Source organism: Candidatus Cardinium hertigii, from assembly GCF_050864915.1.
GTDB classification, from domain to species: Bacteria; Bacteroidota; Bacteroidia; order Cytophagales; family Amoebophilaceae; genus Cardinium; species Cardinium hertigii_D.
Window position 1 is genome coordinate 95683 of the sequence record NZ_JBOZWY010000002.1, and the last position, 17664, is coordinate 113346.

General features: G+C 39.0%; 13 protein-coding genes. 8 read left to right on the forward strand and 5 right to left on the reverse strand.

All coding sequences use genetic code 11. The annotated features are described in order from the left end of the window. Positions 1-19: 19 nt before the first annotated feature. Positions 20-1324 carry a UDP-N-acetylglucosamine 1-carboxyvinyltransferase gene (murA, locus tag ACRRVD_RS01620; protein WP_432461426.1) on the forward strand — a complete coding sequence of 435 codons (1305 nt, stop codon included), beginning with the start codon at positions 20-22 and terminating at the stop codon, positions 1322-1324. A gap of 62 nt (positions 1325-1386) precedes the next feature. On the opposite strand, the gene ACRRVD_RS01625 is transcribed toward murA, so the two are convergent. Next, entirely contained in the window at positions 1387-2877 is a 1491-nt protein-coding gene (locus ACRRVD_RS01625) for an Npt1/Npt2 family nucleotide transporter (RefSeq protein WP_432461427.1), read from the reverse strand. Positions 2878-3057: 180 nt separating this feature from the next. Here ACRRVD_RS01625 and ACRRVD_RS01630 point away from each other — a divergent pair, with 180 nt between their 5' ends. From ACRRVD_RS01630 to ACRRVD_RS01660, 7 genes are all read left to right on the forward strand, one after another. Continuing rightward, positions 3058-5172: a MutS-related protein gene (locus ACRRVD_RS01630; protein WP_432461428.1), complete on the forward strand. Its 2115-nt coding sequence runs from the start codon at positions 3058-3060 to the stop codon at positions 5170-5172. Positions 5173-5343: 171 nt separating this feature from the next. Next, positions 5344-7260 carry a molecular chaperone DnaK gene (dnaK, locus tag ACRRVD_RS01635; protein ID WP_432461429.1) on the forward strand — a complete coding sequence of 639 codons (1917 nt, stop codon included), beginning with the start codon at positions 5344-5346 and terminating at the stop codon, positions 7258-7260. Between the two features lie 203 nt (positions 7261-7463). After that, positions 7464-8435 (forward strand): M23 family metallopeptidase, encoded by a 972-nt coding sequence (locus ACRRVD_RS01640; RefSeq protein WP_432461430.1) that lies wholly within the window; start codon positions 7464-7466, stop codon positions 8433-8435. A gap of 38 nt (positions 8436-8473) precedes the next feature. Beyond that, positions 8474-8797 carry a MerR family transcriptional regulator gene (locus ACRRVD_RS01645; protein WP_432461431.1) on the forward strand — a complete coding sequence of 108 codons (324 nt, stop codon included), beginning with the start codon at positions 8474-8476 and terminating at the stop codon, positions 8795-8797. Between the two features lie 137 nt (positions 8798-8934). Beyond that, positions 8935-10458: a lysine--tRNA ligase gene (lysS, locus tag ACRRVD_RS01650; RefSeq protein ID WP_432461432.1), complete on the forward strand. Its 1524-nt coding sequence runs from the start codon at positions 8935-8937 to the stop codon at positions 10456-10458. Between the two features lie 45 nt (positions 10459-10503). Continuing rightward, the gene (gene accD / locus ACRRVD_RS01655; RefSeq protein ID WP_432461433.1) at positions 10504-11364 is read left to right on the forward strand and encodes an acetyl-CoA carboxylase, carboxyltransferase subunit beta; all 861 of its coding nucleotides are present in this window, start codon (positions 10504-10506) and stop codon (positions 11362-11364) included. 121 nt (positions 11365-11485) lie between these two features. Then, positions 11486-11974 carry an NUDIX domain-containing protein gene (locus ACRRVD_RS01660; RefSeq protein WP_432461434.1) on the forward strand — a complete coding sequence of 163 codons (489 nt, stop codon included), beginning with the start codon at positions 11486-11488 and terminating at the stop codon, positions 11972-11974. A gap of 16 nt (positions 11975-11990) precedes the next feature. On the opposite strand, the gene ACRRVD_RS01665 is transcribed toward ACRRVD_RS01660, so the two are convergent. The 4 genes from ACRRVD_RS01665 to ACRRVD_RS01680 all read right to left on the reverse strand — a co-directional run bounded on the left by ACRRVD_RS01665 (position 11991) and on the right by ACRRVD_RS01680 (position 17547). Next, complete coding sequence (locus tag ACRRVD_RS01665) at positions 11991-13295, reverse strand: WH2 domain-containing protein (RefSeq protein WP_432461435.1); 1305 nt, start codon at positions 13293-13295, stop codon at positions 11991-11993. Between the two features lie 241 nt (positions 13296-13536). Further along, entirely contained in the window at positions 13537-14265 is a 729-nt protein-coding gene (locus ACRRVD_RS01670; protein WP_432461436.1) for a hypothetical protein, read from the reverse strand. Positions 14266-14578: 313 nt separating this feature from the next. Beyond that, a complete protein-coding gene (locus tag ACRRVD_RS01675) occupies positions 14579-15919 on the reverse strand; it encodes a hypothetical protein (protein ID WP_432461437.1) in 1341 nt (446 codons plus the stop codon). Positions 15920-16407: 488 nt separating this feature from the next. After that, a complete protein-coding gene (locus tag ACRRVD_RS01680; protein ID WP_432461438.1) occupies positions 16408-17547 on the reverse strand; it encodes a hypothetical protein in 1140 nt (379 codons plus the stop codon). Positions 17548-17664 lie beyond the last annotated feature (117 nt).

Below are 17664 nucleotides of genomic sequence, written 5' to 3' on the forward strand. Positions count from 1 at the left end.
CTGGTATAAAATTAAAGCAATGGGAAAGTTTATTATCCATGGAGGACGGCAGTTGTCTGGCAAGATCAAGCCACAAGGGTCAAAAAATGAAGCACTACAGGTGATATGTGCCACCCTATTGACTGACCAAGTGATAACCTTATACAATATTCCCAACATTACAGATGTACAACATGTAATGAAGTTACTGGACCTACTGGGGGTTAAAATTACGCGATTAGAGGATGGAGGGCATCAATTTTGTGCGATGGATCTGGATAAAGAGGTTATCTATACAACAGTATTCCAGCAAACGTACACTAAAGTAAGGGGCTCTATTATGTTATTGGCGCCACTCTTAATCCGCTTTAAAGAAGTAGCTATAACAAAACCTGGAGGAGACCGGATTGGACGCAGAGGGCTACATGCGCATTTTAAAGGACTTGCACCATTGGGTGTTGCTTTTTACTACGATGCTGCTAAAGCAGCTTGGAAAGCCAAATGCGATGCGTTGAAGGGTGCTGATGTACTGATGCCAGAAACATCAGTAACAGGCACCGCGAATTTGATCATGGCTGCCAGCATGGCCAAAGGAAAAACCATTATTTACCCTGCGGCTTGTGAGCCGCATATACAGCAACTTTGCCATATGCTGGTAGCCATGGGTGGGCGCATTACAGGTATTGGCTCTAATTTATTAACGATAGAGGGGGTCCCAGCACTCAAAGGGACTACCCATACGATTTTACCAGATCTATTGGAAATTGGGAGCTTTATTGGATTGGCTGCAGTTACCCAATCGGCACTAACCATTACAGATGTGCCCATTAAGCTTTTTGCACCAGTTTGGTATTGTTTTAAACAATTAGGCATTGTAATAGAAAAACAAGACAATAGATTGCATATCCCGGTGCAGCCTTGCCATGCTATTAAAACAGAAATGGATGGGAATCTAATAACGCTTTATGATGCCATTTGGCCAGGTATACCTGCTGATTTAATCAGTATTGCGGTTGTAGCTGCAGTACACGCACAAGGTCATATCTTAATCCACCAGAAAATGTTTGAAAGCAGGCTGTTTTTTGTAGATCACTTGATTGAAATGGGTGCACGGCTAGTCTTATGCGATCCACATAGGGTCCATATAGTAGGCTTAGGTCGTGACCATAGGCTGCAGGGTACCCATATGAGTTCAAGTGATATTAGAGCTGGCATTGCTTTATTAATTGCGGCACTAGCTGCAGAAGGCACAAGTACAATTGAAAATATTGGCCAAATTGATCGAGGATATGAATGCATTGACCAACGCCTCAATGGCTTAGGCGCATCAATTGAAAGGGTGTAATCCATGCAAAATTTTCCTAAATGGTCATTTCTTTAGTCATAAGCCATGTAGCAGGCCGATAACTAACTATTTTTAGCTGCTTCTAATTTATGTAGTTGTTGATCAATATTAGTGGTTGCGCGGTACCACATAATAGTGGTTATCAGCAAAAAAACCAATAATATAGCTGAAAGAGGTTGCATACTACTAGTATGTAGTAGTTCGAGTAATCCAATTTGAATCCAAGAAGAACCTGCTTTTCCTAAGCGAGACCCCAATAGATCTACAGCTGCTTTCCCTTTAATTTTTGCCTCTGGATCAAGTGGAATATAAGTCATTTGGGTCGTTTTGTCAAAAAACGCATACTTGATAGATTTTGCCACTATATTATGAACGCCACCAAAGATCACGATGTATAGAACCAACTTAGGACCCATCCAATTGGTCAAATAGGGGGCATGGTTTTTACCATAACTCATTAAAAAAAAGAGCGTGCCCATCATTCCAATCATTACAGGTGCAATCTGTGCCGTTCTTTTCCACCCAAATCTTCTTAAAATACCCCCACTAAAAAAAAGAGAGAGCAGCAACGCAATGATTCCGGTCCAAAAATTTAGTTTTGATATAAAAGTTTGATAATCCACGGCTCTTGGAAAGGCTTCTTTCAGATACGATTTCCAGGTCCCTTCTACCATATTGATGGATAGTCCACAGGCAACCACTATAATGGCTACATTGCCTAAATATGGCGAAACAGCCACATGTTTTAGACTCTTCCAGAGCGATAAATCTAATTTTTGAGAAGGAGCATTACGGTTTACATTTATAAGATTTGGTTTTACCATACGATGGGTAAACCAGTAGGTCAATAAAATGGCTACGCAACCATAAGCTACATACTTTATTAAGGCTTGTACCGTGTATACAAAGTCACTATGGCTGTATTTTTTAGTATAGGCTAAGACGAGTGGCCCGGTAATAATCAGTGCAACATCTCCTGCAGCAATTAAAATAGCATAGAAGCGTTTCGCATCTTGTATGTTACAAACATGATTTACAAAGCTCCAATAAAGCAACATAAGTGCCACTTGTCCCCAAAGCTCAGCAACTACAAAAAATAATACGTGGATCCAATGGCGGAATGCCGTAATCCAATGCAAATATTTACCACCTGTATAGCTACTGAACCAATCTGCCATAGCATACGGACTTACTTTATTGGCATGCGGATATAAGACAAAACCGTACAAAAGAATCAGGCTTAAGAAAAAAAGAATGGTACTATAAAAAAGGGTAGACTGCTTTAAACAATTGTTTAATTTTGTGTACAATAGAACGACCCCTATAGAAATAGGAAAAATAATAGATCCTTTTATAATCGGAATAACCTCAGCAGCGGAAGCGTCAGCAGTCACCAAAACGGTATCTTTAAGTGCAGCTAAAATGCAGTAGACAAAAGAAATAAGAAATTTTAAAAAAAGAAGGAGAAAAATTTTTTGCTTTTCCCCCTTTCGAATAGGGAAAATAACTTGTAACCATTTTTTTAACCACAGTAAAGAAATGGGCTGTATCATAGTGGTTTCTTGTATCAAAAATTTTGTTCCTGCCCCTAATTTAGTAAAAATTTATGTATATTTCTTATATTCTTAAACTAGATTTAGTATCTATATGCGTTTTTTACATAAAATTGCAGTTGTCTTCGCTTTATACCAACTGATTAAAGTGAATACATGCACGCTATTTTCTTAATTTTTATGCGTATTATTTCATATTTATTCTTTTTATTTTGCTTACCAACTTTTGCTATAGCTGTTGAACCGTCTTCCTCCATGGCTACCCAATTGGCGGATCACTATTTAAAATCATTTGCTGAATCCGTAAAGCCTTTGCCCAAAATGGATCCATCCAAAAAAACAAAAGCATTGGATACAGCTATTACCGAGATAGATCTTTCACCAAGGGCAGAGCGGGATGTAGTATTCAATAAAATTTTTGCCAAAAGTAGTTACTATCAAACCCGCTACCAACAAAGCCTATTCAACCCATATGGTTGGCATGATTTACATCTTTTTTATGGGACCACTACTGCACCGGGCTACCATTTTTTATCCCGCATCAATAGAACCCTTACGGTTTTAGGGGAGGGGGCGCTTGCTTCACTAATAGGCGCACCCATTTCGGAGCTGGAACCGCTTACAAAACGGCAACAGTTTGTAGCTTTGTTGTGCCAAGATAGACCACTCTACAATAGCTTAAAAAGTGCCTTGCAAGATTACCAGCCATCTGAAAAAGCGATGCTTTCTTTTTGGACTGAAACAGATCCGCTGTACGCCAAAGAATATGACAAATATTTGACAAAGCTTTTTTATACCGGTTCTGCTGCTTCAAATAGATCTGCTTCTGCATTGCAAACCAGAAAGATTTGGCTCCGAGATATTTGGAATATTTATAGCAATTATATTTGGTATCCGCTGATAGGGCTTCCTATTGCAGGAATATGCTATCAATTTATACCTCCTCATACCAGTAGGAACTTATTCTCAAAGCTGTACCTAAACTGGCTACCTGTATATAATATATACCATACCCACACAGGAATTCAAGAACTTAAACAAGCAGGTGGTAGTACTCATGGTGTTGGTGCTATACTTTATGTCCCGACTATATTATATACCCTACATTCTTTTTGCCAATATTATAAAGGATACCGCAACTACAAAGAATATGCAGGCGTGTTGCAACACCTTGCTTTGCGTATGGCAGATGTGCAAAACTTTTTGATGACGGCTAAAAATATTAATGCATTGGTATCGAAAAATGCTGATTTCGCAGCACACTACGGCCTACAACTTGAACCCATCAACAGACTATTGGCCCGTCTGAACGAATCCTCTGAAGTAGGGAATTTATTGCGTTATTTAGAGCAGTTTCCCCTTCGTTCTTGGTCCTACTTATGGGATAATGCTGGAAAGCTATTGGCCAGTTACAAACTTTTTCTAGCCCATAAGGCTGTTTTCCATGATGCCATGTATGCCTTAGGGGAATTAGATGCTTTCCTCTCTATCGCAACCCTTATGGAGGAAACAGCTGCGCTAAAGGGGTCAAATGGCTATACCTTTGCGAAATTGTTATCCCCTAAAGCTTACACGAAACCTCGATTGGCGCTTGTTGAAATGTGGAACCCAATGCTTATCCCTACTACAGCCGTTGGGAATGATCTAACCATGGATGAGGCAAATAATACACGAAATGTTATTGTAACCGGTCCCAATGCAGGTGGCAAATCTACCTTTTTAACCGCTGTGGCTACAGCGGTTGTATTAAGCCAAACCTTTGGTATTGCGCCGGCTAAATCCTGTGAACTGACCCCATTTAGCAAAATCAATACCTATATAGACATTGCCGATGACATTGCTGCCGGTAAATCACTCTTTATGGCAGAAGTGGATCGTTTTCAGTCCCATTTAAAATTATTAAAACAGTTAAAAAAAGAGGAATTTAGTTTTACTATTTTTGATGAACCTTTTAGTGGCACCAATCCGGTAGAGGGTGCAGCAGCAGAATATTCCGTATTAAATTATATTGCCCAATATAGCAATGCCTTTAATATAGTAGCCACTCACTATCCAGTGGTAATGCTTTTAGAACAACGTGAACCCCAAAAAGGGTTTAAGAACTATAAAGTGTTTATCAAACCCATAGGCAAAGATGGCAAGATCCAATATACCTATAAGGTAATCCCTGGTGCCTCGAACCAAACCATTGCGATCGATATACTAGCAGCGGAAGGGTATGCAACGGAAATGTTGGAACAAGCCAGGGATATTATCAACCATCCAGAACAGTACCGAAAAAGCTTTACAAAATAGTATCCGATCATTCTTACAGTAGCATCCTGCATCAGATTATGTCATTTTGACACAATCTGATGCAAGCTAATGCATTTGGCATGGAGTTTGTAATATACCTACTTAAATGAAAGTTAAATAGGTAAACAATATAAATTCTATCGTCTAATACAAACAAAATAGAAATTAAACATGGGAAAAATAATTGGAATTGATTTAGGAACCACTAACTCCTGTGTTGCCGTTATGGAAGGCAACGAGCCAGTGGTCATTCCTAATAACGAAGGCAAAAGAACTACTCCATCGGTAGTAGCTTTCTTAAATGGTGGACAGGGTGAACGCAAAGTAGGTGATCCTGCCAAACGTCAGGCCATTATCAACCCGCACAATACCATAAGCTCGATCAAGCGTTTTATGGGTAAGGGATACAGCAGTGTAGCCAATGAGCTAAATGAAGTGGCTTATAAGGTAGAAAGCGGAGCCAACAACACCGTCCGTGTGCGGATTGGTGATCGGCTCTATACACCGCAAGAAATTTCTGCTATCATCTTGCAAAAAATGAAAAGTGCCGCGGAAGACTACCTAGGTACGACCGTTACAGAGGCGGTTATTACGGTCCCTGCCTATTTTAACGATGCAGAACGACAAGCCACTAAGGAAGCAGGTGAAATAGCTGGTTTGACGGTAAAACGGATTATTAATGAACCAACGGCTGCAGCATTGGCCTATGGTTTGGACAAAAAAAATAAAGATATCACCATTGCGGTATTTGACTTAGGGGGGGGTACTTTTGATATTTCTATTTTAGAACTAGGTGATGGCGTTTTTGAGGTTAAATCTACCAACGGCGATATCCATTTAGGCGGAGATGACTTTGACCAAAAAATAACCGACTGGCTAGCAGATAATTTTCAAAAAGAAGAAGGAATTAATCTAAGAAAAGACCCAACTGCGCTACAGCGCCTCAGGGAGGCTGCTGAAAAAGCCAAAATAGAACTTTCTAGTGCAACCACTACCGAGATCAATCTACCCTATATTACAGCTATTGATGGGGTCCCTAAACACTTGGTAAAGCAGCTATCTAGGGCGCAGTTTGAAAAACTGGTAGATGACTTGGTAAAACGTACGCTTGATCCTTGTAAGCAAGCTTTACAAGATGCTTTTGGCGATATTGTTGATCCATATAACAAAATTCATGAGGTTATTTTAGTCGGTGGCTCTACCCGTATACCAAAGATTCAAGAAGAAGTAGCCCGTTTTTTTGGTAAAAAACCTTCTAAAGGTGTGAATCCTGATGAAGTGGTAGCAGTAGGAGCAGCTATTCAAGGAGGCGTCTTAACAGGAGAAGTTAAGGATGTTTTATTGCTGGATGTGATTCCACTATCACTAGGTATTGAAACTTTAGGGGGTGTTTTTACCAAATTGATTGAAGCCAATACTACTATTCCGGCTAGAAAGTCAGAAGTTTTTTCTACTGCTTCAGACAATCAATCCTCCGTTATGGTGCATGTGCTACAAGGCAATAGACCTATGGCCAAACACAACCGTACCATTGGACAGTTTCATTTATCTGACATACCACCTGCTCCCAAAGGCGTACCACAAATTGAAGTTGCTTTTGATGTAGATGCCAATGGTATATTGCATGTTTCGGCAAAAGATAGAGGAACGGGAAAAGAACAAAAAATTCGTATTGAAGCTTCATCTGGTTTAACGGAAGATGAAATCAAACGGATGAAAGAAGAAGCAGAACGCAACGAAGCGGCAGATAAAGCAGAAAAAGAGCAAATAGAAAAAATAAACAAAGCAGATTCATTTATATTTGAAATAGAAAAACAACTCAAGGAATTGGGTGATAAAGTAGAAGAAGCAGATAAAAAGCAAATAGAACCTGCTTTAGCCGATTTGAAAAAAGCACATGCAGAAAAAGATGTGGCAGCTATTGATCGTGCATTAGAACAGGTTAACAAAGTTTGGAGTGAGGTAATGGCTAAAGTCTCCCAAAAGTCGCAAGGTACTCAAGAAGCACCTGATCCTACTATGGAGCAAAAAAATGGTAATCAAGACAGTGGCAATGTGACGGATGCGGAGTTTGAAGAGGTAAAATAGTATTGCTTGGTTATTTTTTTCTCTTGGAAGCGACTTTCTAGTTTATTTTTAGAAAGTCGCTTTTTTATATTACACCTGCTGATAATAGTCTGTTATGTCCCCTCCTACTGCCCTTTTAAAACCCAATAATAGTTGATTGTCTTAGTAGTTTTTTTTAAATTCAAATAGCCTGGGTCTATATATTTCATCATTATATATTTTTTATGCTTAAAACCAAGTATTATTATAACCCTGCTACTTGCAGCTATGAGCCTGTGCGTCCCTCTGTATCAACCTTTATTTTACGTACTTTTTCTTTTTTATTTTTTTCAGTACTATTGGCCGCCGGTATGGTGCGGTACTATCAAGATCATGTTCCTTCTCCTAAGGAAGCAGCACTGTGGCAAGCCAATGAAAGGCTTAAAGCTTATTACGATGTCGTACAAAAAAAGATAGAAAGTAGTACGGCACTCTTAGCGACTTTGCAACAACGAGACGATGACCTTTATAGAGTTTTATTGAATACAGCCTCGCTTTCTGCTACAGAACGCAATGCGGGGATTGGAGGAGTTAACAAATATGCCCACTTAGGGAAAGATACATTAATTGCACAAACATTATCTAAAGTAGATCAGTTGGCCAGCCAACTGGCCATTCAAAATAAATCCTATGATCAAATCATCAGCCTTGCAAAACAGAAAATGGCTAAATTTGCTTCTACGCCTACTTTCCCACCTGTTTCTAAAAAAGATCTGAAAAGAATATCTGCTCATTTTGGTAGACGCCTCCATCCAATTTATAAAATATTTAAAATGCATGAAGGAGTTGATTTTTCCGCACCTATCCATACACCCATTTATGCCGCTGCAGATGGATATATCAAATGGATCAAAAAAGATAAAAAAGGATATGGCCACCATCTACTCATTGAACATGGCAATGGCTTTAAAACGCACTATGCCCATATGCAGACGATTATGATTAAAGAACGGCAACGCATCACTAGAGGGCAGCAAATTGGTACCGTTGGCAATTCAGGCGATTCAACGGCGCCCCACCTCCACTATGAGGTCTACTGCAATGGGAAACGTGTAAATCCAATACAATATTTTGTAGGAGAACTTACTGCGGATGAATATGAGGAAGTTCGTAAGCAATCAGCCCATCAAACACAAGCCCTTTGTTCAAACTTTTAGCGATTGCTTACGGCTAAGGACTTTATCATAGTAATGATATGGGAAAAAAGTATTGGACCATTCAGGAGGTAGCCTGTCACTTTGGGGTAGCACCTTCTTTAATACGTTTTTGGGAAAAAGCTTTTAGTGGGATCCTTCAGCCTCATAAAAATAGCAAAGGTGCCAGACGCTATCAAGAAAAAGATATCGCTCAGCTGCAGTATATTTATACGCTGGTTAAAGAAAAAGGATATAGCTTAGCAGGGGCACGTAAAGTAATTCAAAAGCACGGTATGGCCTCGACCATTACAGCAGGAGAAGTGGTACAACGACTGCGTCGCTTACGTTCTTTTTTAGTAGCGCTAAAGGCGGATACAGACTAATTATATAGATTAAAATAGTAGTGAGGCTGCAGAAGAATTTATAAAAATAAAGTGTAAATTAGATAGATAAATTATGATGGCCAAAATGGCCAGGGCTATTGCATAGCCATATATTTTACCTTTATTTTACCAAAGCCATGCAGGAACTGAGTGAACAAGCCACCATTCGAACACAAAAAAAAGAGCGTTTAGAATCTATGGGCATCAATCCCTATCCAGCTTCCGTTCACCCCATCAATGCCAAAGCAGCTACTATTCTTGCGGATTACAAAGAAGCAGACAAAGCAAGCTATAGCCATGTCGTACTGGCAGGCCGGATTATGGGACGTAGAATTATGGGAGGGGCTTCGTTTGTAGAATTGCAAGATGCAAGTGGACGGATTCAACTTTATGTACAACGAGATTCCATTTGTCCAGGAGAAGATAAAAGCGACTATAATACCTTCTTTAAGAAATTACTAGATATAGGTGACATCATTGAAATCCAAGGTTTTGTATTTACGACACAAGTGGGTGCCATAGCGGTGCATGTGACCCATCTTCGGTTGTTAACCAAGGCACTTACCCCTCTACCGATTGTCAAAGAAGTATCGACCAAAGAAGGGGCAAAAGTATATGATGCCTTTACAGATCCTGCACAACGGTATCGTCAAAGATATGTGGACTTAATCGTGAATCCAACAGTACGCAAGGTATTTGAACAACGGGCTAAGTTGATCCACACGATCAAAGCCTCCTTGAACGGTAAAGGATATCTAGAAGTGGAAACCCCTATCCTACAACCCATTTATGGAGGCGCATCCGCACGCCCCTTTATCACACACCATCATACCCTAGATATCCCCTTATATTTACGGATCTCTAATGAGCTTTATTTAAAGCGGTTAATTATTGGGGGCTATGAGGGAGTCTACGAATTTGCAAAAGATTTTAGAAACGAAGGCATGTCCCGCTTCCACAATCCAGAATTTACCCAAGTAGAACTTTATGTGGCCTATAAAGACTACATCTGGATGATGGACTATGTAGAAGAATTGTTAGAAGGAGTCGCACTAGCCCTACATGACACTACAACGGTTCCGTTTGGTACAGATTTGATTAATTTTCAACGGCCATGGAAACGGTTTACGATGTTTGAGGCAATTCACCATTTTACAGGACATGATGTAAGCCATATGGATGAGGCGGCCTTGCGCAGAGTGGCACATCAATTGGCTATAGATATAGCAGATAACTTTGCCAAAGGTAAAATTATAGATGAAATTTTTGGCGCGAAATGTGAACCACATCTTATTCAACCTACCATTATAACCGACTACCCCGTTGAAATGTCTCCTTTGGCGAAACGACATCGCACCAATCCAGCTTTAACAGAACGATTTGAGGTAATATGCGCAGGTAAAGAAATCTGCAATGCTTTTTCTGAGTTAAACGATCCTATTGATCAACAGAAAAGATTAGAGGAACAACGTAAACTAGGCGAACGGGGTGATGAAGAAGCGATGCTGGTAGACCACGATTTTTTAAAAGCTTTGCGCTATGGAATGCCCCCAACCGTAGGTATTGGCATAGGGATAGATCGGTTAACGATGATCATGACCAATGTACCATCTATTCAAGATGTATTATTTTTTCCACAAATGCGTCCTGAAAATCGATAAAAGTTTAACCGTCCTCGATGCCATTACCATCTATTATATAAATCTATGAGTTTAATAAACGATAATCTAAGCTGGTTTAAGCGCAAAAAGAAAGGAATCCTAACCCCTAGTTCTGCCAAAAAAGAGTCGCCTGATGGCCTTTGGGTGAAAACACCAAAAGGAAAGATTATACAAAGCAAAGTATTAGAAGAAAATTTACAAGTGGTGCCCGATGATGGCCACCATTTACCGATTGGTTCAAAGGAATACTTTTCGATTCTGTTTGACGCAAAGAATTTTACAGAGCTGAATGCAAACTTCCGATCGGTTGACCCACTCCACTTTATAGACAATAGGTCTTATACCGAACGATTAAAACAGACAGAAACGGAAACCGGTTTAACAGACGCCGTACGAACAGCTTATGGTAAGATCCACACCCTACCCCTTGCCATTGCCTGTATGGATTTTAAATTTATTGGGGGCTCGATGGGTAGTGTAGTAGGTGAAAAAATAGCCCAATTGGTCAACTACTGTTTGGCGCATCAGACCCCGCTACTGATTATCTCTAAATCAGGTGGTGCACGGATGATGGAAGGCAGCTTTTCCCTGATGCAAATGGCCAAAACAGCTGCAAAATTACGCCAATTGGCCGATGCTAAAATTCCTTATATCTCGCTGCTAACCGACCCAACTACAGGTGGAGTAAGCGCCTCCTACGCGATGCTAGGGGACATTAATATCGCAGAACCAGGAGCGCTCATTGGCTTTGCAGGTCCACGTGTGATTCGAGAAACCGTTGGCAAATCATTGCCGAAAGGTTTTCAAACTGCAGAATTTTTATTGGCACATGGCTTCTTGGATATGATTGTAGATAGACGGAAATTAAAGGAAACAGTGGCGCTACTCCTGAAGATGTTGGCCTAGCAAAACCAAGACTATTGATGGCTGGAGTCTATTGATAAATAACTGTTACAGCACTGCTTGAAAGGTAAGATTACCGGTATGTACAAGCAGCTATTTATTCCAACTAACCAACTACATTAAGATGAAAGTAGTATTATTTAAAGGGGGTAAGTTTGCATTTGACCCATTGCACATAGACAACTTTAACCCTACTAAATCAGTAGCGATATGTTATATGGTATGCAATGGAAAAATCTTACTATTGCAAAAAAATGATGGCGCTACTGTAGGGAACCGATGGTGCATGCCGGGTGGAAAATTAGAAAAAAATGAAACGCCTCTTCAAGCAGTAGTAAGAGAAATAAAAGAAGAAACAGATATCTTACTACTACCAGAAGCAACTAATTTTATCCAAGCCATTTGTATCCGCATCTTTAACCCCAAACAGGATTACCTACTCCACTTATTTAAAGTGGTATTGCCTAAGGCACAGCCATCAGACTATGCCATTCTGCTGAATCACGAACATACCGATTACCTATGGGCTGATCTAGAAACTGTCAAACAACTCAACCTAGTGGCCGGTGGCAAAAAAATATTGGAAGCTTTGCACACGACCACTGGATGGTAGAAGTAGGTTGGTAACTTTATTTGGGGGATAGAGAATCGTTTGAGTCATCATCTCCCCAACTACTACCAGACTCTGATTCTGACTCTGAACCTGATTCAGAGTCAGAAACCTCTACTACAACTCTTCTTGCCAATATAGACGCAACGTCGTTATGCTCCGTGGTATTCAAAGGTTTCTGTTCAGGTTTTTTTTCTACCTTCCTAAGCTCAAAACCGCTTCGAATCTGTTTTAGCATCTCTGAACGATTATCTTGAGGTTTTTTTGCAAATTCTTCTTTTGATAGCTTCTTAAGCTCAATACCCTCTCGAATCTGTTTTAGCAGATCTGCGGGAGGAACTTGATTTGGACTACCATCTGATTCATTTTTATCTACAGTACGATTATTTTTATCGATTTCTGGAGACGATGAAGGTAGAGATGATTTTGAAGATGGTCGACTATTATCTTCTTTAGGCAACAGAGGCGGAGGTGGTGGAACAAAGGTATTCCCATCACTAGACTGATTTGAAGATAACCTACTATTTGAACTATCTTTTTCGACTATCACTGGCAAAGTTGATTTATCACGTCTAAGTTTGGGAGGTTGCGGTTTTACTTCCGAATTTAGTGGCGGCGATATAACTAATTTATTTGTATCTGAAAGTGTCTGTAAAAGATTCGGTATATGATCAGAACTTTGATTAAGGCTAGTGATAGATCTAGATTTTGATTTACTACCTCTACATTCCGGACGTTTCGGTGGCACTTTCGAATCTATAGGTATCTCAGAACATGCATCTTTTACCAAAACATCAGGTGATGGTCTAAGATTATCAACACCTCTAGTAGAGCCCTCTTTCTTCTGCTCCTCCTTAGATGTTGTATCCACTACGGATGCCTTTGATTCATCTTTAGCAACAGAATCTTCTGATGGTTCTACAGAAGGAGTAGTTATATCTGTATCAGTGGTAGTCACAGAGGATGATTTAGTTTCACCTTTACCAAGCTGTTCTAATGGTTTTAGAAGACCAATAGTTGTATCTGTATCTGCATCAAACGATTCATCATCGTGTGCGGAATCTATTGCTAGATCATCTTCTACTTCATGTAATTGGCTGAAATCATTTGCCTCACCTTCAGAGTCGTTGATCTCTTCTATCTTATTCATTTGATTGACTTGAGGTGTTGCTACATATCGATTACCTATTCCGTTCCTTGGTTTATCTTTAGGAGAAGAGGTACAAATCTCTGCACTAAATAAAAGATAAACGGCTGGAAATAGTATATTTGGACCCACTAGTCCTTGTGTAATAAACTTATATTTATTATGCTTGCTTGCCATAGTTGTTTTTGTTTTTTATAAATAGCTGTTTCAGATAGCTCAATTAGTGTCTTCTGATTGTATGCTACTTTTTTCTTGATAAAAAAGTAGCCAAATCACAACTTTTTTCAATGCGCGTACTATTTATAGAAAATTCCAACGGGTTTATTAAGAAAACTTGCTCTACGTTTGAATAACTATTTGCTGTTTTTATAAAGTTTTAATTTTCTACTCGAATGTTCTGACTGTTTGCATAGACTGCTCAATTACTTACCCTATCATTCATCTCCTGAATAATCTTCTGTTCTTGATCATATTTTGTTGCATCGTTCTCCATCGCTTGATCCACTGACCTATTATCTGTTGATGGATCCAGAACTACTAAACCATTTGATATTGGGGAGAATGTTGGAAAATAGTTAGCAAGGGACAGCTCTATATACTTGCGCGGCTTTATATTTATACAGTTGAATGTAGGCTTACTTCCTATCGTTTTACCACTATCATTAACCCCATCAAATTCCTGACCCCTCTCAAGAGATGGTGTTGATGCTGCTACTTGTTTTATTAGTTTTTCTTCTACTGCTGCTGATGGTTCTACTGTTACTTCTTCTGCTGATCTTTCTTTTGCTCGTTCTGCTGGTGCTTGTACTGGTTTTTCTACTGGTACTTTTGTTGTTCCTTCTTCTACTTCTGGTAGCCCTTCTACTGGTGCTGGTGAGAATCGAGTACACGGATTTAGAGATAACCATTCAGCGGACCAATATGGATTATCTTCAAATTGAGATAACTCTTCTATTGTATTCAGTTGATCGACTGGCTTGGCTGCCAATGATAACAGAGGCGCATTGGCGCTCTGGCTGCTTCGTTTATTTTTAAGAGACCCGGTACAGACCTCTGCACTAAATAAAAGATAAGCGGCTGGGAAAAGTATATTAGGAGCTATTAGCCCTTTTTTTATAGATTTAAGTGTATTAAACTTGTAGGGCATAGTTGTTTTTTATTTTTTAAATTGTTTTATAAAGTTCAATAGCATCTCGTTTTATATACTACTTTTTTCCTGATAAAAAAGTAGCCAAAAAATCAAGCGCTGATGAAAAAAGTTGCGGCCAGTGGATCCTTCAAACTGGAAAATCAGAATCCATCCTGCAAAGCCAGTCAAGCTAATTTTCTAATCAGCTTAAAGGACCCAGTTCCTTATCACAACCTTTTTCAACGCGCCTACTAGTTATAAAAACTTCCAACGGATTTATTACGAAAATTTGCTCTACGTTTGAATAACTATTTGCTATTCTTATAAAATTTTAATTTTGTTCCAGATAGATTGTGCAATCATTTAGCATATTTTCCATATCCTGCTTAAGCTTCTGTTCCTGATCATCTTTTGTTGTATCATGCTCCATACTTTGATCCACTGATCTATCATCTACTAATGACCGTAGAAAAATTAAGGCTTCATCTAACTCCTGAAACCCTTTACTGTTTTCCTGAGCCTCTTTGGTTGCATCATCACCGATCGGTTGAGCCGAAGATGCTTTTGCTGCTTCTACTAGTGGTTGTACCAGTTTTTGTTCTGTTGCTGTTTCTTCTTGCCATTCTTCTATTTTTTCTTCCACTTCAAAAATTTTAACTTCAGGATCTTCATTAAAAAATACTTTTTTTTTCGGTTTCGTAGAGGGTGTAAAAGACCTATCCACTCTGTCATCCTCCTTATGTTGAGAAAATAATTCAGGGGATTGACTCATCTGATTAGAATCCCTACGATTTTCTGATAGATGATCAACAGGTATATCTGAGTGGACACTACTTTGTCCCTTTGGACTCCCCTGCTTGTTTTTCAATAGAATATTTTTGAATGGTTTTTTTACATTCTTTATAATATTTTTATAAAAAGGTTTTTTATTTTCAGATCTATTAGAAGATGGTCTTTCTGCTTCTACTAGTGGTTGTACCAGTTTTTGTTCTGTTGCTGTTTCTTCTTGCGATTCTTCTATTTCTTCTTCTACTTCAAAAATTTTAACTTCAGGATCTTTATTAAAAAATCTGTTTTTTTTTGGTTTCGTAGAGGGTGCAAGAGACCTATTTTGAGACAATGGACCAGCACACTGACTGACTTGATTACAATCACTATCCCTTTCTGGTTTATGCCCATCCGTTCGAGTCTGACAAGCAAGATTAGCACGATCTGCTTTTAACCCATCTGTATTAGCTTCTGATCCAGATAGACTTTCTTCTACCTCTGGTTGAACAACTGGATTGACTGCTTCTAACCCATCTCCATTACCTACAGATGGGACTACATCTGGATTTAGGTCAGCAACTGGCTTAACTGCTTCTAACTCATCTGTATTACCTGTAGATGGCTCTAAACTTTCTATTTCATCCAGGTGAGAAACTGGCTTAGCTGCTTCTAATCGATCTCCATTACCTGTAGATGTCTCCAGCCCTTCTATTGCATTCAGTTGGACAACTGGCTTGGCTGTCAATGGTAACAGAGATGCATTGGCGCTATTCCGGATTGGTTGGTACTTAGGCGTTCTAGTACAAACCTCTGCACTAAATAAAAGATAAGCGGCTGGAAAAAGTATATTGGGAGCTATTAACGCTTGCTTAATAGATTTAAGTGTATTAAATTTATAGGCCATGGTTTTTTAATTGTTTTATAGGGTTCAATAGCGTCTCCTTTTGTATACTACTTTTTTCTTGATAAAAAAGCAGCCAAAAAATCAAGCCCTGATGAAAAAGTTGCGCGTGTTAATTTAGTTTATTGAAATAGATAAAGCATACCTCTAGATGCATTACCGACCTATTCAACCATATCGAATCTGACTGAACAAAAAAAGCTTACTTATAAATGAATCCAACAAAAAATTAGCCTTAAAACCTAGTGACAAATGGCAAAGAAATTTTGGAATCTTTGCGCACAGCCACTAGGTAGTAAAATAGGTCAGCACCCTACTTTAACTGCTGTATAAATCATTGTATTTATTCTGATAGCTAACACCACTACCATCCCCAGCATAAGAAAAACCTATACCAAAGTGTCTTTTTTATTATCTCCGCTTTAGTTACTTATTTCTGGTTTTCTTGTTGATTTACCTGCGGTTGTACTGTTTGCTGAGATCCAGAATTTTTAGGTTGCCGCTTGCTCGGATATAGAACTCATATCGATAACGACGTGTCGACTTACTGATGAATCCTGATTTACATTATTCGATGCAGCATCCAAATTCGATGCAGCATCCAATGGTAGAGGAGAATTCTCTACAAGTCTATCTGCGGAGCCGCACTCTGCCGTTTGAGAGACGGACTGATCAGATGATTCTTTTTTAATAATCGGCATAGGCGTATTCCTATTGTTGTGATTACTATCACTATTACTTTCTGCTTTATAATCAGATTTTTGAGACTGATTGGAAGAATTAATAATAGCTTGGTTTGAAGGATTATTTTGTTTTTTTTTCCTCTTAAAAAGGGGATGTTCATTTATGGCATTACCAATTTTAGTAGGATCTTTCTCAGATTGTTCACCAGCTGATTTAGAAGGATCTTTCTTAGGTTGTATACCAGCTGATCGACCATTATGGTTAGAACCATTTTTCACATCTCGCGAATGTAGAAAAGCTTGCTGTGAATCTGACTTTTCAGGAAATGCAGGAGGTGGAGGAACTTGACCAGTTTGTGTAGACTGCGGAGATGATACATTCTTTGGCTTTGCCTGATTGCCTGATAATGATTCGGTTGATTGAGTTCCTTCCGCTGCAACTGGATCACCTGATACTACAGGTTTCTCTGTTTGACCAAGATTGACCGATTGACCTGGATTACTTTTTGATTTATCTAGCGCTTCTTTTATCGTATTTGGTTGATCAACTGACTCAACTGATTCTAGCTCCTTGCTTTCAGATTCCTCTAAATCTTCTCCTACCTTATCGTTTGGATCAACTGACTCAGCTGCTTCTAATTCCTCTGTATTGCTTTCAGATTCCTCTAAATCTTCTCCTACCTTATCGTTTGGATCAACTGACTCAACTGCTTCTAATTCCTCTGTATTGCTTTCAGATTCCTCTAAATTTTTTTTCATATCTAGTTGATCAACTGGGTTGACTGGCAATGAGGTTAGCAATACCTGCTGCATTCGGTCGCCTGGTTTGTTTATACCTCTTCCTGTACAGACCTCTGCACTAAATAAAAAATAAGCAGCTGGGAAAAGTATATTTGGACCTCTTAGCCCTTTCTTTATACATTTAAGTTTATTAAATTTGTAAGCCATGGTTGTTTTTTATTTTTAGTTATCTATACTTTATGAATTATTCCTTTCAAAGCTTCTAAAGCTAGCCCGTAAAGCTAACGTAAGCCAATTTTATGATAGGTTTTGCTATCTACCAAT

Coding starts and splice junctions, on each gene's coding strand:
- ACRRVD_RS01675 (WP_432461437.1), bottom strand. CDS start 15,919: ATGGCCTATAAATTTAATACACTTAAATCTATTAAGCAAGCGTTAATA.
- dnaK (WP_432461429.1), top strand. CDS start 5,344: ATGGGAAAAATAATTGGAATTGATTTAGGAACCACTAACTCCTGTGTT.
- ACRRVD_RS01680 (WP_432461438.1), bottom strand. CDS start 17,547: ATGGCTTACAAATTTAATAAACTTAAATGTATAAAGAAAGGGCTAAGA.
- ACRRVD_RS01660 (WP_432461434.1), top strand. CDS start 11,486: ATGAAAGTAGTATTATTTAAAGGGGGTAAGTTTGCATTTGACCCATTG.
- lysS (WP_432461432.1), top strand. CDS start 8,935: ATGCAGGAACTGAGTGAACAAGCCACCATTCGAACACAAAAAAAAGAG.
- murA (WP_432461426.1), top strand. CDS start 20: ATGGGAAAGTTTATTATCCATGGAGGACGGCAGTTGTCTGGCAAGATC.
- ACRRVD_RS01625 (WP_432461427.1), bottom strand. CDS start 2,877: ATGATACAGCCCATTTCTTTACTGTGGTTAAAAAAATGGTTACAAGTT.
- accD (WP_432461433.1), top strand. CDS start 10,504: ATGAGTTTAATAAACGATAATCTAAGCTGGTTTAAGCGCAAAAAGAAA.
- ACRRVD_RS01630 (WP_432461428.1), top strand. CDS start 3,058: ATGCGTATTATTTCATATTTATTCTTTTTATTTTGCTTACCAACTTTT.
- ACRRVD_RS01645 (WP_432461431.1), top strand. CDS start 8,474: ATGGGAAAAAAGTATTGGACCATTCAGGAGGTAGCCTGTCACTTTGGG.
- ACRRVD_RS01640 (WP_432461430.1), top strand. CDS start 7,464: ATGCTTAAAACCAAGTATTATTATAACCCTGCTACTTGCAGCTATGAG.
- ACRRVD_RS01670 (WP_432461436.1), bottom strand. CDS start 14,265: ATGCCCTACAAGTTTAATACACTTAAATCTATAAAAAAAGGGCTAATA.
- ACRRVD_RS01665 (WP_432461435.1), bottom strand. CDS start 13,295: ATGGCAAGCAAGCATAATAAATATAAGTTTATTACACAAGGACTAGTG.